Annotated in this window: 22 protein-coding genes and 2 pseudogenes; 14 read left to right on the forward strand and 10 right to left on the reverse strand. The window is 55.7% G+C overall.

The genetic code is table 11. The features are described 5' to 3' along the window. Nucleotides 1-3: 3 nt before the first annotated feature. The 4 genes from QZQ97_RS10395 to QZQ97_RS10410 all read left to right on the forward strand — a co-directional run bounded on the left by QZQ97_RS10395 (nucleotide 4) and on the right by QZQ97_RS10410 (nucleotide 2,907). Nucleotides 4-612: a cytochrome b/b6 domain-containing protein gene (locus QZQ97_RS10395; RefSeq protein ID WP_311993369.1), complete on the forward strand. Its 609-nt coding sequence runs from the start codon at nucleotides 4-6 to the stop codon at nucleotides 610-612. After that, nucleotides 602-1,369, forward strand: a complete 768-nt coding sequence (locus QZQ97_RS10400) for a molybdopterin-dependent oxidoreductase (RefSeq protein ID WP_311993370.1) — start codon at nucleotides 602-604, stop codon at nucleotides 1,367-1,369. Before QZQ97_RS10395 ends, QZQ97_RS10400 begins: the two co-directional genes overlap by 11 nt. 163 nt (nucleotides 1,370-1,532) lie before the next feature. Continuing rightward, nucleotides 1,533-2,309, forward strand: a complete 777-nt coding sequence (locus tag QZQ97_RS10405) for an HPr family phosphocarrier protein (protein ID WP_311993371.1) — start codon at nucleotides 1,533-1,535, stop codon at nucleotides 2,307-2,309. Between the two features lie 67 nt (nucleotides 2,310-2,376). Then, nucleotides 2,377-2,907: a GNAT family N-acetyltransferase gene (locus tag QZQ97_RS10410; protein WP_311993372.1), complete on the forward strand. Its 531-nt coding sequence runs from the start codon at nucleotides 2,377-2,379 to the stop codon at nucleotides 2,905-2,907. A gap of 9 nt (nucleotides 2,908-2,916) precedes the next feature. Here the strand turns inward: QZQ97_RS10410 and QZQ97_RS10415 are convergent, their stop codons facing one another. Continuing rightward, nucleotides 2,917-3,792: a LysR family transcriptional regulator gene (locus tag QZQ97_RS10415; protein ID WP_311993373.1), complete on the reverse strand. Its 876-nt coding sequence runs from the start codon at nucleotides 3,790-3,792 to the stop codon at nucleotides 2,917-2,919. Between the two features lie 93 nt (nucleotides 3,793-3,885). Here QZQ97_RS10415 and QZQ97_RS10420 point away from each other — a divergent pair, with 93 nt between their 5' ends. Continuing rightward, a complete protein-coding gene (locus QZQ97_RS10420) occupies nucleotides 3,886-4,869 on the forward strand; it encodes a nitrilase family protein (protein ID WP_311993374.1) in 984 nt (327 codons plus the stop codon). Between the two features lie 97 nt (nucleotides 4,870-4,966). Here the strand turns inward: QZQ97_RS10420 and ompX are convergent, their stop codons facing one another. Beyond that, nucleotides 4,967-5,485, reverse strand: coding sequence for an outer membrane protein OmpX (gene ompX, locus QZQ97_RS10425; protein ID WP_311993375.1), 519 nt, complete (start codon nucleotides 5,483-5,485; stop codon nucleotides 4,967-4,969). A 399-nt stretch (nucleotides 5,486-5,884) separates the two neighbouring features. Between ompX and rhtA the strand changes: the two genes are divergently transcribed. Together rhtA and QZQ97_RS10435 are read left to right on the forward strand one after the other, a co-directional pair. Beyond that, nucleotides 5,885-6,772 (forward strand): threonine/homoserine exporter RhtA, encoded by an 888-nt coding sequence (rhtA, locus tag QZQ97_RS10430; protein WP_311993376.1) that lies wholly within the window; start codon nucleotides 5,885-5,887, stop codon nucleotides 6,770-6,772. 144 nt (nucleotides 6,773-6,916) lie between these two features. Beyond that, nucleotides 6,917-7,314: pseudogene (locus tag QZQ97_RS10435) on the forward strand (YhcH/YjgK/YiaL family protein). A gap of 4 nt (nucleotides 7,315-7,318) precedes the next feature. Here the strand turns inward: QZQ97_RS10435 and QZQ97_RS10440 are convergent. After that, nucleotides 7,319-7,858, reverse strand: a complete 540-nt coding sequence (locus QZQ97_RS10440; RefSeq protein ID WP_311993377.1) for a shikimate kinase — start codon at nucleotides 7,856-7,858, stop codon at nucleotides 7,319-7,321. A 394-nt stretch (nucleotides 7,859-8,252) separates the two neighbouring features. On the opposite strand from QZQ97_RS10440, the gene dps reads away from it, so the two are divergent. The 5 genes from dps to glnQ all read left to right on the forward strand — a co-directional run bounded on the left by dps (nucleotide 8,253) and on the right by glnQ (nucleotide 11,808). Then, on the forward strand, nucleotides 8,253-8,756 hold the full coding sequence (gene dps, locus QZQ97_RS10445; protein ID WP_006322082.1) for a DNA starvation/stationary phase protection protein Dps: 504 nt from the start codon (nucleotides 8,253-8,255) through the stop codon (nucleotides 8,754-8,756). A 186-nt stretch (nucleotides 8,757-8,942) separates the two neighbouring features. Then, complete coding sequence (locus QZQ97_RS10450) at nucleotides 8,943-9,209, forward strand: DksA/TraR family C4-type zinc finger protein (RefSeq protein ID WP_311993378.1); 267 nt, start codon at nucleotides 8,943-8,945, stop codon at nucleotides 9,207-9,209. Between the two features lie 371 nt (nucleotides 9,210-9,580). Then, on the forward strand, nucleotides 9,581-10,324 hold the full coding sequence (gene glnH, locus QZQ97_RS10455) for a glutamine ABC transporter substrate-binding protein GlnH (RefSeq protein ID WP_006324335.1): 744 nt from the start codon (nucleotides 9,581-9,583) through the stop codon (nucleotides 10,322-10,324). A 105-nt stretch (nucleotides 10,325-10,429) separates the two neighbouring features. Continuing rightward, on the forward strand, nucleotides 10,430-11,089 hold the full coding sequence (gene glnP, locus QZQ97_RS10460; RefSeq protein ID WP_311993379.1) for a glutamine ABC transporter permease GlnP: 660 nt from the start codon (nucleotides 10,430-10,432) through the stop codon (nucleotides 11,087-11,089). Beyond that, on the forward strand, nucleotides 11,086-11,808 hold the full coding sequence (gene glnQ / locus QZQ97_RS10465) for a glutamine ABC transporter ATP-binding protein GlnQ (RefSeq protein ID WP_006322077.1): 723 nt from the start codon (nucleotides 11,086-11,088) through the stop codon (nucleotides 11,806-11,808). The genes glnP and glnQ overlap by 4 nt, the downstream gene beginning before the upstream one ends. A gap of 101 nt (nucleotides 11,809-11,909) precedes the next feature. On the opposite strand, the gene QZQ97_RS10470 is transcribed toward glnQ, so the two are convergent. The 6 genes and pseudogenes from QZQ97_RS10470 to rlmF all read right to left on the reverse strand — a co-directional run bounded on the left by QZQ97_RS10470 (nucleotide 11,910) and on the right by rlmF (nucleotide 18,801). After that, nucleotides 11,910-14,918: a DUF4214 domain-containing protein gene (locus tag QZQ97_RS10470; RefSeq protein WP_311993380.1), complete on the reverse strand. Its 3,009-nt coding sequence runs from the start codon at nucleotides 14,916-14,918 to the stop codon at nucleotides 11,910-11,912. Between the two features lie 227 nt (nucleotides 14,919-15,145). Then, nucleotides 15,146-15,336, reverse strand: a pseudogene (locus QZQ97_RS10475) (RlmF-related methyltransferase); the annotation flags it as partial. Nucleotides 15,337-15,339: 3 nt separating this feature from the next. Beyond that, entirely contained in the window at nucleotides 15,340-16,350 is a 1,011-nt protein-coding gene (locus QZQ97_RS10480) for an alpha/beta hydrolase family protein (protein ID WP_311993381.1), read from the reverse strand. Next, nucleotides 16,347-16,976, reverse strand: coding sequence for a GNAT family N-acetyltransferase (locus tag QZQ97_RS10485; RefSeq protein WP_311993382.1), 630 nt, complete (start codon nucleotides 16,974-16,976; stop codon nucleotides 16,347-16,349). The genes QZQ97_RS10480 and QZQ97_RS10485 overlap by 4 nt, the downstream gene beginning before the upstream one ends. Nucleotides 16,977-16,993: 17 nt before the next feature. Beyond that, nucleotides 16,994-17,557, reverse strand: coding sequence for a TetR/AcrR family transcriptional regulator (locus QZQ97_RS10490; protein WP_311993383.1), 564 nt, complete (start codon nucleotides 17,555-17,557; stop codon nucleotides 16,994-16,996). 278 nt (nucleotides 17,558-17,835) lie between these two features. Then, nucleotides 17,836-18,801, reverse strand: a complete 966-nt coding sequence (gene rlmF, locus QZQ97_RS10495) for a 23S rRNA (adenine(1618)-N(6))-methyltransferase RlmF (protein ID WP_013812117.1) — start codon at nucleotides 18,799-18,801, stop codon at nucleotides 17,836-17,838. Nucleotides 18,802-18,921: 120 nt separating this feature from the next. On the opposite strand from rlmF, the gene QZQ97_RS10500 reads away from it, so the two are divergent. Together QZQ97_RS10500 and bhsA are read left to right on the forward strand one after the other, a co-directional pair. Beyond that, a complete protein-coding gene (locus QZQ97_RS10500) occupies nucleotides 18,922-19,560 on the forward strand; it encodes a flavin reductase family protein (protein ID WP_004942223.1) in 639 nt (212 codons plus the stop codon). A 167-nt stretch (nucleotides 19,561-19,727) separates the two neighbouring features. After that, nucleotides 19,728-19,988 carry a multiple stress resistance protein BhsA gene (gene bhsA, locus QZQ97_RS10505; RefSeq protein WP_004942221.1) on the forward strand — a complete coding sequence of 87 codons (261 nt, stop codon included), beginning with the start codon at nucleotides 19,728-19,730 and terminating at the stop codon, nucleotides 19,986-19,988. A 65-nt stretch (nucleotides 19,989-20,053) separates the two neighbouring features. On the opposite strand, the gene QZQ97_RS10510 is transcribed toward bhsA, so the two are convergent. Next, the gene (locus QZQ97_RS10510; protein WP_311993384.1) at nucleotides 20,054-21,910 is read right to left on the reverse strand and encodes a M3 family metallopeptidase; all 1,857 of its coding nucleotides are present in this window, start codon (nucleotides 21,908-21,910) and stop codon (nucleotides 20,054-20,056) included. Nucleotides 21,911-21,918 lie beyond the last annotated feature (8 nt).

Consider the following 21,918-nt stretch of genomic DNA (forward strand, 5'->3'; position numbering starts at 1 on the left):
AAGATGAAAACCAACGCGCCGCGGCCGGTGCATCGCTGGCCGGTCCGGATCACCCATTGGATTAACCTGTTCGCCATGATTTGCATGTTCATGAGCGGCTGGGAAATCTACAACGCCTCACCGCTGTTCGGCTTCCGTTTTCCGCCGCAGATGACGCTCGGCGGCTGGCTGGGCGGCGCGATTGGCTGGCATCTGGCGGTGATGTGGCTGCTGGCGTTTAACGCGCTGTGCTACCTGTTGTGGAGCCTGTTCAGCGGCCATTTTCGGCGCGATCTGCTGCCGCTCGGCATCGGCGCGCTGCGGCGCGATATCGGGCAGGCGCTCACGCTGCGTTTGAAGCATCAACACGGCCGCTATAACGCCATTCAGAAGTTGATGTACCTCGGGGTACTGGTTCTGGGGCTGCTGTTGGTGCTCTCCGGACTGGCCATCTGGAAACCCGTGCAGCTACAAGGCCTGGTGGGCCTGTTCGGCGGGTTTGACACCGCGCGCTACGTGCACTTTTTCGCCATGTCCGCCATTGGGTTATTTGTAGTGATTCACCTGCTAATGGTGATTATCGTGCCGCGCACGTTATGGGCAATGATTACGGGTGGCAAACATGAACGATAAACAACGGCGCCCTTCGACGCCGGCCCTGGAACCGGACCAGAAAAAACAGCTGGTCAATCTGCAACGCCGCCTGATGCTGCGCTCCGGCCTGACGCTGGGCGGCATTGCCATGCTGACCGGCTGCAATCTGCAGGACGGCGATCAGGTGGATAAAGTGCTGTGGGCCATGTCGCGCTGGAACGATCGGGTGCAGGCCTGGCTGTTCAGCGGCCAGCGGTTGGCGCAAACCTATCGGCCGGATCAGATCACTCACCCCTTCCCGTTCAACGCGTTTTACCCCGAGTACAACGTCCCGGAAGTGGATCTCGCCAGTTATCGTCTGGAAGTCTCCGGCAGAGTGGAAAAAAACGCGCCCTGGACGCTGGAACAATTGCAGCGTCTGCCGCAGCAAAGCCAGATAACCCGGCTGATCTGCATCGAAGGCTGGAGCGCCATCGGCCAATGGGGCGGCGTGCCGCTGCGCATTTTTTTGCAGCATGTCGGCGCAGATCTGAACGCCCGCTACGTCGGTTTCAAGTGCGCGGATCGTTATTACTCCAGTATCGATATGGCCACCGCACTGCATCCACAAACCATTCTGGCGCTGGATTTCGGCGGCAAGGCGCTGCCGGCAGACTATGGCTATCCGTTGCGGCTACGGGTGCCCACCAAGCTGGGCTTCAAGAACGCCAAACATATCGCTGCCATTTTTGTCAGCGATACCAATCCCGGCGGCTACTGGGAAGATCAGGGCTATAACTGGTTCAGCGGTATCTAGTTTTCCGGGCAGTGTTGCGCATAAGCCACCTTGCCGGCTGGAAAAGCGCGTTCCCCCCCGCCAGGGGGTTTTTCTATTTAACGATATTCACCTGTAAAATCATTTCTGCACCCCGATGCTGCCCTTGTACCATGAGGAAACTGCCGGATTACGGAGCTGAAACATGCCTAAGTTTGCTGCCAATTTATCGATGATGTTTAACGAACTGCCATTCCTGGAACGGTTCGAAGCCGCCGCAGGCGCAGGGTTCAAGGCGGTGGAATTCCTGTTCCCCTATGAATATCCAGCCGAACTGCTGGCGGAACAGCTGCGGCATAATGATCTGCAACAGGTGCTGTTCAATACTCCACCGGGCAATGTTGAAACCGGTGAATGGGGCTTGGCGGCAGTCCCTGGCCGCGAACAGGATGCGCGCGCCGATATCGAACGCGCGCTGGCCTACGCCACCGCACTCAATTGCCCCTGCGTACACGTGATGGCCGGTTTGGTCCCGCCGGGAGCAGAGTGGCAGCGCTATCGAGAGACCTTTATCGACAATATCCGCTATGCCGCCGACACCTTCGCCGCACAGGGCATCAATGTTTTGATCGAAGCCCTCAGCCCGCAGGTAAAGCCCCGGTATCTGTTCTCCAGCCAACATCAGGCCGCGCAGTTGGTCGAGGATATCGATCGCCCGAACGTTTTCATTCAGTTTGATTTTTTCCATGCTCAGTTGGTGGATGGCAATATCAGCGGCCTGATGACTTCGCTGGCCGGGCGCTACGCTCATATTCAGATCGCATCAGTGCCAGATCGTCATGAGCCTGACGATGGCGAGCTGAATTATCCGTGGTTGTTTGCGCAGTTGGACAATATAGGTTATCAGGGCTGGATCGGCTGCGAATACAAACCCCGTGGCGAAACCGGTGTCGGTCTTGGCTGGATAAAGCCTTACCTCTAATAGCTGGCAATGTCACTTCTCTGGCATACTCCACACACCGCTTTTGGTTCTGTGCAGGAAAAAAATAATGCCGCTTATCACCACAGCCCCGACGCTGCTGACCGAACGTTTACGCCTGGATGCGCATAGGCTTGACGACTTTGAATCGCTGGCCGCCATGTGGGCCGATCCCGAGGTGGTGCGTTATATCGGCGGTACGCCGAGGGACCTTGAAGACTCTTGGGGCCGCCTGATGCGTTACGTCGGCCACTGGGCGCTATTAGGTTATGGCTACTGGGCGGTACGCGATAAAATCAGCGGCGCTTATCTTGGCGGCATCGGTTTTTCCGACTTCCAGCGCAATATTATCCCGGCGCTTGACGCCCCGGAGATGGGCTGGACGCTGGTCACGGCAGCACAGGGCAAAGGTTATGCCACCGAAGCGTTGCGGGCGGCATTGGCCTGGGGGAAGGAGCACCTACCCGGCGATAAGGCGGTATGCATTATCTCGCCGGAGAACCAGCCGTCGCTGGCGTTGGCGAGAAAAGTCGGTTTTAGCGAAAGCCACCGCAGTGAATACCATCAGAATCCGATTGTGGTGATGCACTGCCTCTTATGAACACGGGCTTTAAGGCACCTGCGCCGTCGCCAGCGCAACCTGAATAAAATTATCCCGTAATGCGTCGGGTTGCTGCGGGTTCCAGGCAATGCCCACCTGCCATTCGGTCAAAGCACCGTTTAGCGCTAAAATGTCGATGCCCGTCGGCACAATATGGGTCACGCTTTGCGGCAACAGCGCCACGCCAATGCCGGCGGCGACCAGCGCCAGCAGCGTCTGGATGTCACCGGCCTGCTGCACCACATTCGGCGTCAGTTGATGCGCGGCAATAAAGCGCAGCGACTGATCGCTCAGGCCGCGCCCACGCTTGGGTGTCAGTTGCAACAGCGGCAACGAGTTAAATCGCTCCATCAGAGTTTCCGCCCGCAGCGCCAACGCCGAGGGGGCCGCCAATACCAGCCGATCGCTCAGCAATGCCGTGGCCCGCAGCGGCGCAGTGACCGGTAACCGCACGAACCCCACCTGCAATTCTCCCTGCAATAACAGCTGATATTGTCGCTCCGAGGGCAGATCCTCCAGCCCCACGGCAACCGCTGGAAAACGTTGACGGAAGGCAGCGACCAGTTGCGGCGCCAAATGAAAGCTGGACAGGCCGAATCCGAGCGCCAGCCGCCCCGCCTCCCCTTGTACCACCCGCAGAGCGTGCTGTTGAAACTGCAGATGCCGGTCGACCAACGTCCGGGCTTCGGGATACAACCGCTGCCCGCCGGCGGTAAGCTGAGCGCCCTGACGACCACGGTTAAACAGCCGGGCGCCGAGCAGCATTTCCAGCGTCTGGATCTGTTTGCTCAATGCCGGCTGAGTGATGCACAGCAGCTCCGCCGCCAGACGATAATTACCCTGTTCGGCCAGCACCACGAAGGCGCGCAGTTGTTTTATATCCATTCCGTCAGGTTATCAATTTAGGAATTTAATTGATTATACAGTAATCAATATGCTTGCTGTAATCAACGCCAGATAACAGCCAAAGGTAACCTTATGACAACCTCTCTACGCGCCGCGACGGTGCAATTTCAGCATCGCGCCAATGATAAAAATTACAACCTGTCGGTAATGGAGGGGTTTATCGCCCGCGCCGCCGCCGAACAGATCCAGGTATTAACCTTTCCGGAAATGTGCATCACCGGCTACTGGCACGTGCGGCACCTCAGCGCCGGCGAGATTGGCGCGCTGGCGGAACCGATCGCCGACAGCCCTTCGCTGGCGCGCATTCGTCCGTTGGCGGAACGCTATAATATGGCAATCGGCGTCGGGTTGATTGAGTTGGGTGAGGATGGCAATTATTACAACGCCTACGCCGTATGCCTGCCCGACGGCGGTCTTCACGTTCACCGTAAACTGCACGCCTTTGAACATGAGGCGATAGCCAGCGGCGACAGCTTTACCGTGTTCGATACCCCCTGGGGAGTGCGGATGGGCGTTCTGATTTGCTGGGACAATAACCTGGTGGAAAACGTACGCGCCACCGCCCTGCTGGGAGCAGACGTACTATTGGCACCGCACCAGACCGGTGGCACCCACTCGCGCAGCCCGCATGGCATGAAGCCGATCCCGCTGGCGCTCTGGCAGCAGCGCAAAGAGCATCCGGCGGCGATAGAAGAAGCCTTTCGGGGCGAACATGGCCGTGGCTGGCTAATGCGCTGGCTACCGGCGCGCGCGCATGACAACGGCCTGTTTATTCTCTTCAGCAACGGCGTGGGTCGCGATGACGACGAAGTGCGTACCGGCAACGCGATGATCCTCGATCCCTATGGCTGTATTCTGGCTGAGACCTGGGCGGCAGAAGATAAAATGGTGATCGCCGATCTCGATCTGTCGTTAATCCCGCTCAGCACCGGGCGCCGCTGGATCCACGGTCGTCGACCGGCACTATATGGCATCCTCACGGAGCTGCAGGGTTACGAGCGTGATGCCCGCAGCGCCCGCTTCTCGTCGCAACCGGCGCAAAAATTGGGTAAGTAGCGCCGAATTTCAGGCAAAAAAAATCCGCCCGAAGGCGGATTTTTATCCGGTACGGCCAACTGCGCCGCACGCTCACGCCCGCAGGCATGAAGAAATCTTAGAAACGGTAGCCTACGCCAACCATCCAGGTGCCGACGTCAACACTACGGATGCGGCTCTGCTCGTAACCTACGTCCAGAGCAACTTCCTGGATTGGGTTGAACTGCAGACCAGCGCCGTAAGTGAAGCCGTAGTCGCTGTTGCCGTTACGATCGGTGCCGTTTTGTGCATTATCGATGTTTTTGCCGTAGCCAACACCCACTACACCGTAGATGCTTGCCCAGTCGTTGAAGCGGTAAGCTGGACCGGCAGTGATAGAGTTGTACTGCGCTTTACCGTAGTAACCGTCTTGAGAACCGTTCTTTTCCAGATGGGTAAAGGAACCGATCACGCCCAGTGGGCTGTTGTCGAACTCGTAACGATACTTCAGGTTGAAACCGTCGGCTTTGTTAGCAACGCCTTGGAGATCACCCTGTGCATAGCCAGCGGATACGGTGCTCTGACCAGCGAATGCGGTACCTGCGGTTACTGCTAATACACAGGCTGCTACTGCGGAAAGACATGCAATTTTTTTCATAACCACCTCAAACGCGTTATATTTTTAAGTAAATCCATTTGTTCATGCATTGAAAATATAGCAAAAATTAGCGTGAAACTCTGCCTTAAAATGAGTGTCTAATGCTTTATATCGTGTAACATAAGATTTCAAGAACAGTGTATCTGCTTCTTTTCGCTCTATTTTCGAGCCGCATTCTACTCGTTTGTGTGACAACAATCACCTATTTAATATCCAGACAATTCCGAAATAAATGCGCACTTTTTGACCATTTCCGCTTGTTTGGCGCAAGACCGTGGCAGCTTTTATCGTTTCGTACGCTTTTCGCAGACACATTTGCCCCATTTCATTTACACTGCCCTCATCTCTATTTCGACTGTCTTCCCAAGGCTGTGGAAGGCGAACAAAAGGCTCATAAGGATGTCTGCGTCTACACCCGCTAAAGCGCCTTCCGCGCTGCTGCCCATCTGTTTGTTAATCATCGCCATGGTGTCGATCCAGGGCGGCGCTTCGCTGGCCAAAACCCTGTTTCCGCTGGTCGGCGCGGAAGGGATCACTACGCTGCGCCTAAGCATCGGCACGTTGATTCTGTTTGTTATCTTTCGCCCATGGCGCATGCGTTTCGCCGCCGGCAGCCGCCTGCCGCTGCTGGTCTATGGTCTGGCGCTGGGCGCCATGAATTACCTGTTTTACCTTTCTCTGCGCACCCTGCCGCTCGGTATCGCCGTGGCGTTGGAGTTCACCGGGCCGCTGGCGGTCGCCATGTTTTCCTCACGCCGCGCGATCGACTTTTTATGGGTAGCGCTGGCGCTGGTCGGGTTGTGGTTTCTGTTGCCACTTGGCCATGATATGGGCAGCATCGACCCGTTCGGCGCAGCCTGTGCGCTGGGCGCAGGCGCCTGCTGGGCGGTCTATATTATTTTTGGCCAGAAGGCCGGTGGCGATCACGGGCCGGGCACGGTGGCGGTCGGTTCACTGATAGCCGCGTTGGTATTCTGCCCGATTGGGGCCTGGCAAGCCGGTAGCGTATTGCTGAATGTCGATATTCTGCCCACGGCGCTGGCAGTGGCGATCCTCTCAACCGCACTGCCTTATTCGCTGGAGATCATCGCGCTGCCCAAAATCCCGGCGCGTACCTTCGGCACTCTGATGAGCCTGGAGCCGGCAATGGCGGCGCTTTCCGGCATGCTGTTCCTTAATGAGCACCTGACAGTAGCGCAATGGCTGGCTCTGGCGGCGATTATCGCGGCATCGATGGGCTCGACTCTGACCATCAAATCCAAACCGCAAATCGAAAAACTGTCCTGAAAATCTGATACGCCCACATTTGCCAGAAACGGAATGCTGGCGGGTTAACTGTTTTCGCACTGATAAGCAGGCATACGATTCCCGCAGCAACCGACGCGTTTTATGGAACCCAACCCGGCTGGGTTGATCACATGGAGAACCAAAATGATTTATAACACCCTGTTTAACCCACGCTACGGCCGTGGCATGTTGGTTAAAGCCCTTAACACCCTCCGTCAATACGATCGGCCTGAGTTGGCGCTGGGCGGCATGAGATCGACGGCGAGCTGCACCAGGAATATGCCGCTATCCACCTGTTAATCAGCGGCGAAGAACGCATTGATTACGGGCTGCCGGGGGGGTGGCAAAGCGATCAGCCCTACGACGAGAAGCAGGATCTGCAACTGTTGGATATCGGTCGCCATCATCAGACGCTGCATATGTTTCCCGGTATGTACGCCATCTTCTTGCCCCATGAGCCGCATCAACCCAACTGCCAGTTGACTGCCCCAACCGTTATCAAGAAAGCGGTAGTGAATGTACATTACAGCCTGCTGCTGTAGTCGATTAACCCTGGGGTAAAGAACGAATGAACTTCAGGGTCTGCCCGGGTGAACGCAGCCGAATAAAACGGATATGCCCATACCGGGCATTATTCATATCATCAAGGTAACTGGCCCGGTTTTTACGGTAGGTTTTGAGGGTCCACAGAATTATCGAATCGCGGCTGAAAAAAGAACGGCGAAAACTCTCGCGATTACCGGTGCCAGGCCACAATTCAGTTTGGGTCCAGGCGCGCATGGCCGCACGGCGTACCGCCTGAAACAACGTGCGGCAAAACCCGTAGTCCACCCACACGACCCAATCGACCTCGCGCCACTTGAGCGATTTGGTTCGGGTATAATTGCCGTCCAGCACCCAGCCGCTGTCCGCATCGCCCAACACCTGTGCGATGCGGGCCAAAAACTCATCATCCGGCGTGCCTTGCCAGTCTCGCCGCCAAAACAACGTATCCAGCTCGATATAAGGGACTGCAAATTTTTCGGCCAACTGGCGCGCCACCGTGCTTTTGCCACTGCCGCTGGTTCCCACTACGTTAATTTTCATAGGATTATAGCGATAACTAATGAGGGGGAATTATTTTAACCGGATGTTATCAAGCTATCAACCTGAATTAACAGTCAATTAATACGCCGACACAATAATTACCCATTAAAAATATATTCTCATGGGAAATAACATCGCAAAGGTAACCCCTCACATTTCAATTATTACCATCGTTCGTCACACACCCTACCTTAAAAGATAAAAAATTAATATAATTCAATTACTTAAACAGATAAAAAGATGGGAAAATTGGATTTTAATTTGTAAGTCTAATTTTACATTCGTTATGGCCTATTTATCCAATAGCCATTTTCGTGCTGCAAGAATGAATATGGCTGCTATAATTATTCCCGTGACAAAAATAGGACAACGACCCACAAAGAGGATATCTGATATGAGTACCGCTAAACTGGTGAAAACGAAATCTTCTGATCTGCTTTACACCCGTAATGACATGGACGAAAAAACGAAACTGGCTGCTATCAAGGCCCTGAACCATCAGGTAGTGCAGTTTATTGACCTGTCGTTGATCACCAAACAGGCACACTGGAATATGCGCGGTGCCAACTTTATTGCCGTCCATGAAATGCTGGACGGGTTCCGCACCGCGATCACCGAGCATCAGGATACTTTCGCCGAGCGCGTAGTGCAGCTGGGCGGCGTGGCGCTGGGTACCGTGCAGGTGGTGAACGATAAAACGCCCCTGAAAAGCTACCCAACCAACATCCACAGCGTGCAAGAACATCTGAAAGCCTTGGCAGATCGTTATGGCGCAGTGGCGAACGACATTCGCAAGGCCATCTCCGAAGTAGAAGATGAAGATACTGCCGATATGTTCACTGCAGCATCACGCGATCTGGACAAGTACCTGTGGTTTATCGAATCCAATATTGAATAACCCCGGGTAAGCGTCATCCCCAACCCGCTTGGCGGGCTTAAACAGGCTGCGGGTTTTTCCCCGGCCTGTTTTTCTTTTTACGCCGCTTGAATTGCTCAAAAAAACGCCCATAGTAGACTTAATCAGTTCACGATTGATGGCGTTATATACAGAGGAATATGACGAAGACACCGAAGTGAGGTCCCCATGGCAAACGGATGGGCGGCGGATGGCGCCGTACAGGATCAAATCGACTCCACCGTTGATGACGCTGTGCAACGTGCACGACTTGCACTGGGTCAAGGTGAAAGCGAACATTACTGTCAGGAGTGCGGCGAAGAAATCCCCCTGGCGCGCCGCCAGGCGTTAAAAGGCATCCGCTATTGTCTGGTCTGCCAAACCGAACTGGACAAAAAACAGGCCGACAGCGGCTTATATAACCGGCGCGGAAGCAAAGACAGCCAGTTGCGCTAAGCTGGCGGCTAATCAAGAGCACCGGGTTCTGAAACCATTTTCTGTACTTATCGAACACTCCTGCACCATATGCAACAACCATGAATCATAAAAGTTAGAGTTAGTTATCAATATTGAAGCGAAACTGTTAACTATCGGTTGTTTCACCCCCATTATTTGGTTAATGATAGGCCAATGCACCAGCACGAAACCCAAAGCACCATTTTGGGGCCTCAATTTGGTGCATAAAAATAATAATACGCCTTTAAGGCACAACATCGCATCACAACTCTTTGTTTTTATGGTAGTTGCAAACATGGCACGATTTTTTCATGGCACCAACTGCAATATAAAAAATGGGTAATCCGCAACCTGTACAGGAAATTCCTCACATGAAGTCAATTTTCAAAGTCTCCCTGGCCGCACTTTCGCTGGCTTTTGCCGTAAGCTCCCACGCAGCAGATAAACTGGTCGTCGCAACCGATACCGCATTCGTTCCTTTTGAATTCAAACAAGGCGACAAATACGTTGGCTTCGATATCGACCTGTGGGCCGCGATCGCTAAAGAGCTGAAATTGGATTACACCCTGAAACCTATGGATTTCAGCGGCATTATCCCGGCGCTGCAAACCAAAAACATCGATTTGGCGCTGGCAGGCATCACCATCACCGAAGAACGTAAAAAAGCCATCGAGTTTTCCGACGGTTACTACAAAAGCGGCCTGTTGGTGATGGTTAATGCCAACGACGACAGCGTAAAAAGCGTGAAGGATCTGGACGGTAAAGTGGTGGCGGTGAAGAGCGGCACCGGTTCGGTGGATTACGCCAAGCAGAACATCAAAACCAAAGATCTGCGTCAGTTCCCGAACATCGATAACGCCTATATGGAACTGGGTACCAAACGCGCTGACGCGGTACTGCACGATACGCCAAACATCCTGTACTTCATTAAAACCGCAGGCGCTGGCAAGTTCAAAACCGTCGGTGAATCACTGGAAGCCCAGCAATACGGCATCGCCTTCCCGAAAGGCAGTGACGAGCTGCGCGTGAAGGTGAACGGCGCGTTGAAAACGCTGCGCGACAACGGCACCTACAACGAAATCTACAAAAAATGGTTCGGTACCGAGCCTAAATAACGGGTGAAGTCAGCCATTGTTTAACTTGAGCACAGGGGTTGTGCCTTAGCCCCTGCGCTTTGTTGTATCTGATTCCCAGCGTTGGGATCATCGGGAGAAAACACCATGCAGTTCGACTGGAGCGCCATCTGGCCCGCCATCCCCATTCTGTTAGAAGGCGCCAAAATGACCCTGTGGATTTCGGTCCTCGGTCTGATTGGCGGCCTGATCATCGGCCTTGTCGCCGGCTTTGCCCGTACCTACGGCGGTTGGATTGCCAACCATATCGCCCTGGTGTTCATCGAAGTGATCCGCGGTACGCCAATCGTGGTGCAGGTGATGTTTATTTACTTCGCCCTGCCGATGGCATTCAGCGATTTACGCATAGATCCGTTTAGCGCGGCGGTGGTCACCATCATGATCAACTCCGGCGCCTACATTGCGGAAATTACCCGCGGTGCGGTGTTGTCGATCCACAACGGATTCCGTGAAGCGGGCCTGGCGTTGGGTCTGTCGCGCCGTGAAACCATCCGTTACGTCATTATGCCGCTGGCGCTGCGCCGCATGCTGCCGCCGCTGGGTAACCAGTGGATCATCAGCATTAAAGACACGTCGCTGTTCATCGTGATCGGCGTGGCGGAACTGACCCGTCAGGGCCAGGAAATTATTGCCGGTAACTTCCGTGCGCTGGAAATCTGGAGCGCCGTGGCGGTTATTTATCTGATTATCACCCTGGTGCTGAGCTTCGTTCTGCGTCGTCTGGAAAGAAGGATGAAAATCCTGTGATTGAATTTAAAAACGTCTCCAAGCATTTTGGCCAAACCCAAGTGCTGCACAATATCGACCTGAAAATTAACCAGGGTGAAGTCGTAGTGATTATCGGGCCTTCCGGCTCCGGCAAATCCACACTGCTGCGCTGCATCAACAAACTGGAAGAGATCACCAGCGGCGATCTGTTCGTCGATGGTCTGAAAGCCAACGATCCCAAGGTCGACGATCGCCTGATCCGTCAGGAAGCCGGCATGGTGTTCCAACAGTTTTACCTGTTCCCGCACCTGACGGCGCTGGAAAACGTCGCCTTTGGTCCGATCCGCGTACGTGGTCTGAAAAAATCGGAAGCGGAAAAACTGGCGCGTGAGCTGTTGGCCAAAGTGGGCCTGGCGGAACGCGCGCATCACTACCCTTCCGAACTGTCCGGCGGCCAACAGCAGCGCGTGGCTATCGCCCGTGCGCTGGCGGTAAAACCGAAAATGATGCTGTTCGACGAACCCACCTCGGCGCTTGACCCGGAGCTGCGTCACGAAGTGCTGAAGGTCATGCAGGATCTGGCCGAAGAAGGCATGACCATGGTGATCGTGACCCACGAAGTCGGCTTTGCCGAGAAAGTGGCATCGCGTCTGATCTTCATCGACAAGGGCCGTATAGCCGAAGACGGCAACCCGCACGATCTGATCAATTCGCCGCCAAGCCCGCGCTTGCAAGAGTTCCTGCAGCACGTTTCCTGATTTGTCCTGCTCGACGGCGGGCGCATTCTGCGCCCGCCGTTTCTAAACAGGCGATGCCGCTTTCTTATGCCGCATAACCTGCACCGTCGTTAAAACGCCCCTCAGGCAACCAACAGCTCTTCCGTTGCCGCTGCACCGGTTAGCTCCACCTGTTGCGGAACATAGCGCAGTTCGCTCAGCAGCGTTTGGTGATCCTGCCCCAATAACAGAATCACGCTGTCAGCGGCATCCAGCCGATGATCGTCATTGTTGTCGATAATAATGTAACTGCTGTTTTTATCGGCCAGTACGCTGCCTACCCCTACCTTGGCGCTGAGGGCATCGATACTGCCCAAATCCAACAACGCCGCCAGCAATTGGCTTGCGCTCCCTGTCTGATCGGCCGTCAGCGCGCCTATCCGGGTTTCGATATTTTCACCATTGCTGGTGCCGTAATCCGCCAATGCGCTCCCGCCGGCATCATTGGATAAACGTAGCCCGGACGCAACGTCAGTAAAGCTGTCCCGTGCCAGCGAAAAATCCCTGAGCGTCACGCCAGAAGCCGCCGTGCTTGATTGCAGGGTCAGACTATTTTGCCCCGCTCCGGCAACGATGGTGGTATCACCCATGATGCTGAAATGGTCATTACCGCCCCCACCCTTCACCAACAGTTGCTCGCCCAACAAACCAAGCTCTCCCAACAGCGGTTCCAATTTCGCCTGGCTCCCGCCGCTCAGCGGCAACAAATCCAGCATTTGAATCAAGGTACCGTTGCCGCTGCCGCCATGGGCTGAATTCAGGGTGAATGCATTGCCGACAAACGACGAAGCGTCAATCAGACCTACATTGGCGTATCCCTCCCCGAGCGTCAGATCAAAACTCGCCTTGCCGGAAAGCACGATGTCATGCACTTGTTCATTGCTGCCGGTCAACGTCAGGGCGTTACGGCCCCAAGCCGCCGCGGTGATGGCGATCAGCTCCAGCGGGTTTTCACTGCCGTGGGACCCCAGCGCCAACGACCCGGCGTCTCCACGGCCGGAAAACAGCAGATCGAACCTATGGGTGGCATTTTCCACAAAGTCGATCTCAAGCCGGCTATCAGCCTGATCGCCCACGCTGCTGATTTCAAGCCGGGCAGCATCCGCATTGGCATTGATCACTTTTACATTATCCGCCCGATCGGAAAGCAACAGTCCACCGCTGCCCAGATCCTCCGCAGCCCGATCCTGAATGACATATCCCCCTCGGGTTCCCTCTACTGTCGCATGGCCGCTTAGCACGCCGTAGTCAAAAACATGGGCATCAGTCGCCAATTTCTCTGTCTTGATTCCACTCCAGCTGACCTTATTCAGCGTCGCTTCAGCCTGGCCGATATAACCGGCCAGATCGAGCTGTTCAAAATGGCTAAAATTGGCGGCATTGCTGGTAACCGTACTGACACGTACGCCCCAAAGATCCAGCGTGGAAGTGAGTTTGACGATCAGATTAGCGGACAGGATATCCAGACCGGCTCCGCCGTCCGCCCCCAGCAGTGCCCCGACATGGTTGGCGCCGCCGGTAGAATTTCCGGCCCACAGCAGGCTGTCGTTGCCCTCGCTCAGATTAAAATGCCCTGTTGCAGCGGCGACGTCGGCCAATGCCGTTAACTGTACCTGATCGCCACCGTAGGTGCCGTCGAGGGTAACGTTAGCGTTATTGACCGTCACCTCCACGCCATATCTGACGTTCGGGTTGTTGTGCAGTTGAATGGCCGCTGCGCTGTCCCCGTTGATAATCAAATAGGAAAGTTGGGAGGCATAGCTCAGATCTACAGTGACATCCGCATCCGCATTAAGAAAAACCCGGAACAGCACGGCGGTTTCCGCGTTGCTCAGCGAATGCCCGGTGTGGGTGTTTACCGTCCCGTAAGCGTTTCCGCCTTCTTCGCTGGTACTGAGCGAAGCCGTGGTTTTATAGGCCAGGCTCTGCCCTATATCGCGCGCAAACGCCCATTGTTCGCTCTGCGTTATGCCACCGTTCGCCGCGGCAGTCACCAAATCTTCAACCACCGCCTGTGTTATCAGTCCCTTGTCGTCGCCTAAGGCCCGGTAGTGCGCCAGTTGTTGCTCATCCGCCGCCCTGCCGTGAACGGCCTGGTACACATGCTGAATAAAGGCATCGCCCTGCAGAGAGCCAACCTGCTCCTGAAACTCAGGGGTTGCCAGCAGGGCGGTGACTAACTCAGGGTAATTGAGGGTGCCAGAAGCCAGGATTTTGCTCCAGGTATCCAGCGAGGTAGCGTCAATGCTCCGCTCGGGAATGGCACGAAACAGCGCCGCTACCTGTTCCAAATATACCGTCGCGGGCAGCTCTCCCGGCTGATACTCATAGCCGGCATCATTAAAATGTTGCTGCGCAGCGCTGTCTTCCGGCGCCACTACGCCGCGCAGTTGTTCAATCATGACAACCAGCAGATCGCCACGCGTCGCCCCTTCCGCCAGGCGGTGCTGATAATCTGCCAGTTCTGCCGCCGTTGGCGAGCGTTCAAAACCCTGCTCGAACAGCTGCAGAATAAAATCGCTGTCAGACAGGTTATTGATCGGCAGAGTCTCTATTTTGTCCTGCGCCAACCCGGCCAGATCTGCGCCCTCGTTAAGCTGGCGCCCATACTGATTGAGTTCATCGGCCAGCCAGGGTGCCTTTAGCAGGTAGAACATAGCCAGGGCATCCCCCGCGCCGCCGGCGGCATCTGCGGCAACAGAGGGAAATAACCCCTCGGCAATCCGCTGCTCCAGGGCATCGCGCTGCGCCAGGATCACCGGATCGTTGCCCAGATAATTAGCCAGATCGATCACCACGCTGGCGACCGCGCTATTGAAATGGCCCAGCGTAAGCAGCCCGTTGATGTAATCCGGATCGGGGGAGGCGTTATAAACCGAGAAGTAGATCGAGGTGAGGATATCGTATTCGCTCTGGCCGTTCATCCAGTCGGCATCAGGCTGACTCATTAAAATGCTGGCCATATAGGCCGGCGGCTGGCTGCCTATATCAAATTGACTGTCGTAATAGTCGATTTCTGAAACCGTCGGTAGACGCCCAAAAATGCCAATAATCAGAGCGCCGATCTCTTGTTGCGTAGATAAAGGAATCATAATAACTCCTGCTAATGTGTCGAGTAAGGGATACGGCACATCGGTGCCGCAAACCTCTCCCCTGCATAAGGAAAGAGACGATGCACACTGCTGGAATGGTTATTATTGGTGTCCCTACAGTTAAGGAACCTTAATGGAGTATGTCAAGAAAGGAAACCAAGCTTCCGGCCAGTATGGGCGTTGCCTCCCATCCTGGTAAATATTCGTGCAAACTCGGCGATTGGTGATTAACGCCAGCGTTCTGCCGCCCAGTCAGCATGCTGCGCGGCGTCATGGAAGGTCCAGACAACGAAACGGCTGATCTTTTTGCCCCCTGCGCCATCTCGATGGTGCGCACTTCCACCGCGCCCGCCAACTTCAGTGCGTAGTAAAGGCTCGGCAGAGAAGTATTTTTGGAGATAAGCGAGGTAAACCACAGGCGTCATCGACCGCGGCTACAAGGCTGGTCGCCAAGGAAGGCCGCCACGTCCTGCAGATAAGCTTCATCCTGCACAGATCGGGGTGCGAATAGGCCAATCACATTGATCAGCGCCGGGTGGCGGACAAACAGCGGCTTTAACATCATGTGGTCAGCGCGCTCAATCCGCGTAACGGTTAACAGATTGGCGGGAATATTTTGCCGATAAACGCGTTCGGTTTCATCCACATCCACATTAAGATCGCGCCCACCAACGATCAGATGCACCGGCGTTTTGAAGTTTCGCAATCCCTTAGTGGCATCGCTGGCCATATTGGCGCGAATAAACCGCCAGCGATCGGCGCTTAACGGTGCCAGAGGCCCATATTCTCTGCCGTACTGCACATAGCCGTTCGGCTGGCCAAGCAACGACAGCAGGTGTCGATCCTGCGCCTCGCGCGTCTGAATTTGTCGTTTCGTCATCGCCGCCGCGGCCATCTCCGCACGGGTGTTATAGCGCCCCTGACGAAGCCAGTTAATTGCCGGCGCTACCGCTAACGTAAAGGCGATATCCGGCCGTTGCCCGGCAATTTCCGGCATTACCCAGCCGGCCTGGCTGGCACCCCACAGTCCGACGCATTGCGAGTTAAAACGCTCATCCTTTCTGGCCCAATCAATAATGTCGACCGCTTCTTTGGCCCGGTCGTTCATGGTTTGATGCAGCCAGTTGCCGGAGGAGCCACCGACACCCGCCTTATCGAAGGCCAAGACGGCGTATCCTTGCTTCGCCATGGTTTCCCAGACGCTGTAATAGCCTTCATCGCGGCTGGCGTTGGCCGGACCATCGCCATGAATGAAGACGATCACGCCCGGCTTTCCGGACACGTGCTTAGGCAGCACTAGCGTACCGGTCAGCCGATTGCCGCCTGCCTCCAGCGCGATCCGTTCGGTGATAAATTGGTAATCATTGGCGTAGAGGACCCACCCCAACGTCGCCAATATCAGCATCAACACGCAGGCCGCTATTTTTTTCATCGCCCCACTCCAATGGATTTTTCCATTACCAGCCAACTGGCCTGGCGGAACAGCAACCAAAGCGAGAGGTATTTCTTTGGTTCACCGCTCCTGAAGCCGCATTGCCGATACAGGTGCTGCGCGCCGACGTTTTGTTGGCTCACATGCAGACTCAGTCGGAGGTTCGGCCGATGCGCCACGGCATATTCGGCTATCCATTGAAGCAACATTCTCCCCACGCCTTTTCCACGCTGCGTTTCATCCACCGCCAGATAAGAGAGATAGGCCTCATCGGCTGCGGGAACATGCTGCAGTACCGCAATTTGCAGGTACATCCGCCAAAAGTTCCACATACCGTAGCACCGGCACAGACGCATTATCGGCAGGGGCCGCCCCCGCAAGGCGGCATTTCCCAGCGAGTCGGCAAACGTCAATCCAAATGCCGCAATCACCTTGCCGGCTCGCCTGACGACAAAGTTATGCTCTTGGCTGTCACTCTGCTTCCAGCTCCACAGTCGGTAAAACAGCCGCCATTGCTGACGCGCGCTTAAACCGCTCGGACGTCGAAATTTGTCGCTGAAGGCGGAGTAAATAAGCGCTGCCGTTTGCAAACGGCAGGATTCACGATAAGGCTCCACTTCAAGCATCACGGTCACCGTTATTGTTATCGGAAGATCAACTGCTCCAGCAGTGGGTTTAGCGTGACCGCCGCCGGTGTGCAGGATGGAAAAATCGTCTGACGCCAGGCCTGGCTCTCGATAACGTCAAGGATGAGTTGGGCAAGTTCGCGAGGATTTAATGCCGGCTCTATCACTTCGCTTTGTTGCGCCAGAGTAATGACCTGCTCCAGCGCACCCGCCAGTTGCTGCTGATTGGCGCCGAATGTCTTAGCCAGGGCGGGATTTCGTGCCACTTCCGCCACGATTTCCGCCGAGAGCTGCACGTTGTCCGGTGAAGCAACAAAAGCATGGTAGGCGGTAAAAAAAGCGGATAACGCCTGCCTCGGCCGATCCTTTTCGGCCATCAATTGGGTCGCTAACTCGGTAAAAAAACGGCTCTCCAGAAACGCAATTTCGCCGATCAACGCTTCCTTTCCAGCAAAGTGATTGTAGAGATTACCCACGCTAACCCCTGCTACCCGCGCAATATCCCGCATGCTGGTCTGGTGGAACCCCTTGTGGGTAAAGCTGTACAACGCAGCATCAACGATTTTTTCACGGTTTCCCATCGGTCCTGTCCTGCAGTTGAAGAGACGGCCTTTGCCGTCAGGCTTAAATATACTGACAAGCAAAGATAACGAACGAACGTTCGTTCATATTCGGGCGTAACTCAAATCCTGTCAAGCCAGCATGCTTAAACAGAAGAACAACAATCGAGGAAACAGTTAAAACGGGGACGGATTAAGCGGTGCGCGGATTTATTCAGCAAAGTGACCATTTACCGCCAACACGTTGATAATAAATAAAATATTTATTGGCGCCGGTTAAATGACCAGCGCCATTGGGATTAACGCCAGCGCTCCGCCGCCCAGGCAGCTTGCTGCTCCGCGTCATGGAAGGTCCAGGCAACGAAACGACTGATCTTTTGCCCTTGCGCCATTTCGATGGTGCGCACTTCCACCGCGCCCGCCAGCTTCAGTGCGTGGTAAATGCTTGGCAGAGTGGTATTTTTGGAGATAAGCGAGGTGAACCACAGGCAGTTCTGTGCCTTGCCGACACTCTCCTCAACCATCTTGCGCACGAAGGCTTCTTCGCCGCCTTCACACCACAGTTCGTTATTCTTGCCACCGAAATTCTGTATCGGCTTATCGGCCACTTCGCCTTTACCCAACTTATGCAGTTTAAGGCGAGTGCTGGCGCGCGCTTCCTGCTCTGAACCGTGGAACGGCGGGTTGCACAGCGTGGCGTCAAACTTCTCCGCTACGCCGATAATGCCGTTAAGGATAAATTCCGGCTGTTTCTGCAGGCGAAGACGCACGCTGTTTCGCAGCGTCGGGTTCATCTCTACGATCATCTTGGCAGAATTGAGCGAGACCGGGTCGATCTCCGAACCGGTAAACCGCCAACCGTACTCGCGCAGGCCGACGATCGGATAAATGCAGTTGGCGCCAATGCCCACGTCGAGGATCGCCACGCCTTTACCGCGCGGGATCTCGCCACCGTTGCTGGTGGCCAGCAGATCCGCCAGATGGTGCAGGTAGTCGGCTCGCCCAGGGATCGGCGGGCAAAGGTAGTCGGCGGGAATATCCCAGTGTTCGATACCATAAAAATGTTGCAGCAACGCACGGTTGAGCATTTTAACCGCCGCCGGATCGGCGAAATCTACCGAGATATCGCCCCAGGCATTTGGCTTGACGAACGGCTCCAGCGCCGGGCAACTGGCTATCAGCGCCGGAAAATCATAGCGTGAGCGATGACGGTTACGCGGGTGCAGGCCGCTTTTCTGCTGCGGGAAGGTTTTCTTTTTTTCCACCGTGACGGGCTCTCTTTAAAGGCATTTCTGGCGCGTAAGATACCATAAAGCGACGCCAAACTTGCAGCCGACAGGAAACCCGTCAAAATAAAAGCTCGGTTTATCCACACCAGGTCGTTTATGAGCAGTGAGTCCCGTTATTACTATGAGCCCGCCGCAGGCCACGGTCTGCCGCACGATCCGCTGAACGCCATCGTCGGTCCGCGCCCCATCGGTTGGATCTCCTCGGTCGGCGCCAACGGCCAACGCAATTTGGCGCCTTACAGCTTCTTTAACTGTTTCAACTACCGTCCCCCCATTATCGGCTTCGCCAGCACCGGCTGGAAAGACAGCGTGGCGAACATCGTGGAAACCGGAGAGTTTGTGTGGAACCTGGCGACACGCCCGCTCGCCGAGGCCATGAACAACAGTTCCGCCAGCCTGGCGCGCGGCGAAGATGAATTTGCCTTTGCCGGCGTAACGCCACTGCCCGGTCGGCGCGTGAAGGCCGAGCGCGTAGCGGAAAGCCCGGTCAACTTTGAATGCCGTCTGACGCAGTGCATTCAGCTGCAAAGCGCCGCCGGTGAGAAGGTGGAAACCTGGCTGGTGCTGGGTGAAGTGGTCGCAGTGCATATCGACCCTGCGTTGCTGGACGAGCATGGCGTTTATCAAACCGCCGCTGCCGAACCTATCCTGCGCGCCGGCGGGCCGAGCGCCTACTATGGCATTTCGGAACAACACCGTTTCGATCTGCTGCGCCCGGACGCCCTGAAGCGCTGAACAAGCCCCTCGTTCTCCCTCGGGAGAACAAGGGGGAATTAATGATCAAAAAATCTGAAAAAGATTATCAATACTCTCCGATTTCATCCTGCCTGCCACTGCGTAATAATCACTCCATCGAAAGGCAACTCCCTTTCTCCCTTACAAACTTGACAGGAATGACTCTCATGAAAAACATCAAAACTTTTGCTGCTGCTATCGCTCTGGCTACCGTATCTTTCACTTCTTTTGCCGCTGAACACGTCAGCGCACAAGACGCCGCCCAGTTCGAAAAAGCCGGCGTGATCACCGCCAGCGGCGCTACCGACCTGAGCAGCCTGAAAGCTCAGTTGGCAGCCAAAGCCGATGCGGCCGGCGCCAAAGCCTTTACCATTACCTCTACCAGCGGTAATAACCTGATGCATGCCACTGCGGTCATCTACAACTAATCATTTGTTTCAGATAAAAAAAGCCCGCCGATACGCGCTATCGGCGGGCTTTTTTCAATGGGTTGTCAGCCCAGGCGAGCGTTAATCGCCGCAGCGAAATCACGGCACATCTGCTCGTCGCCCTCGGCGTTATCCGCCAGCACCTTATCGCCATCCACCACCCGGATATGCGCCGCCAGGTCGAAATCCGCCGCCGGCTGCGGCCGGGCGGCAGCATCGGCAATGGTCTGCCGCGCCTCCTGCCATGCCTGCGCTACCGTCTGGTTACAGGCCTGCGCCAGGTAGTCCGGGTTAAAGCCCTCTCCGGTCAGGCTGCGCAGCGTATCGTCGTGGCTGACGCCGTTGCCCGGTAACCAGTAGTGGCGCGCCAGATCCGGGCCAATCGCCGGGTTGTCTGTCAGATAACCGTCGCGTTGCAGGAAAAATTGTCGCGTCTGCTCGACCGCCATCAACGCCAGCAGATAGCCCTGATAGGAACAAGCCGACTCCAATGACAACAGATGCGGGATCGCCAGCGTCGGGCGCGGGCTGCCGCTGATACCCAATATTTTGCTTTCTACCTCGCGCGCCAGCGCGGTAATCGCCTCCGGCGTGCGTTGTTCATCCTCCCACTGGTACAGCGCCCATTCAAAGTAAGGCACCAGCAAGATATGACGCTCGTTGAAAGCCCGCATCGGTTGGCGCGCAGCGATACTGGCCTCAATCAGCGCATCCGGCACCGGTTCGCCGGCGGCGTTCTTCGCATAGCGTTTCAGCCAATCGGCGTCGTCCAGCAGGCTGTCGCAAAACATCGACTGGGTTTCGGCATAGGCCATTGACGTCGGCGGAAACTCCTGCGAGAAACAGGGTGCATTCTGACAAATATTGGCGAAGTGCGCGGCGTGGCCGCCCTCATGGAACAGGGTGTTCAGGCCATGAGCGCCGCTGCCTACCTGATCCGGCTGCGCCAGGCTGGTAAAGTTAATCCGCGCCGGCAGCCATTTGCCCTGCTGGATAAACGGCGGCACCGGCCCATGCATAAAGCCGTTCTCATACTTGCCTGGGCGCACCAGTAGATCGAGATCCATCTGCGCACCGCGAAAACCGATGTGCAGCCGCTTGAAACTGTTGACCCAACGTTCCAGCGACTGAGCAAACGGGAAATAGGGATCCAGTTGGCGGGTCACGTCACCGGCGCTGGCAAAACGCAGGTTCCAGGGTTCCAGCGCCTGCGCGCCCTTCTCCGCCGCCAGCTGTTGCAAGCTGCGTGAGTTGGCCTCCCGGGTCTGCTGCTCGAAACGATCGAGGATGGCGAACAGCTGTTCCGGCGTCATGCGCTCGGTTTTGTTCACCTTATAGTCGAAATAGTTGCGAAACCCCATCTGGCGCGCAAAGCGGTTGCGCAGGCTAATCAGCACCGGCAGGCCGTTGTGCAACAGCCACTGTTCCAGCTCGCGCAGCGCCTCTTGCGAGCTGCGGCGGTAGTCTTCGTTTTCATTGGTGGCCTGATTGGTCAACAGCTCGCCGAGCGAAGCATTGACCCGTTGCCCTGCGGCATTCAGGTGGCTGACCGGGTTGGCCTTGCGCCGGGTATAAAGATCCGCCTCGGCGCTGATGATTTGATCCAGCAACGCTTGCGCCTGCGCATCTTCAATCGCGTTGCAGTCGAAAAAACGCAGCCAACCGTTCAACCCATGTTGCAGCGCATCACGCTGCGCATCCTGTGGCAGGATCTCCAGCCCAGCCAACAGCCGGCGAATTTCAGCCAGCCGACGCGGTTCGCCGATAAAGCGCTTGTAGGCGCTCTCCGCCGCCGAGAAGCGCGCAGAAACCTCGTCACCGCCCGTGCCCATATAGTTCTGCCAGAACAGATCTTCTTTGGTGCGGTGAACGTCGAGGTAGTCCTGATTCAATTGATTGAAGTAATCGAGAGCCTGTTGCATAACCATCC

Origin of the sequence: Serratia sp. root2, assembly GCF_031931805.1 — a bacterium.
GTDB classification, from domain to species: domain Bacteria; phylum Pseudomonadota; class Gammaproteobacteria; order Enterobacterales; family Enterobacteriaceae; genus Serratia; species Serratia inhibens.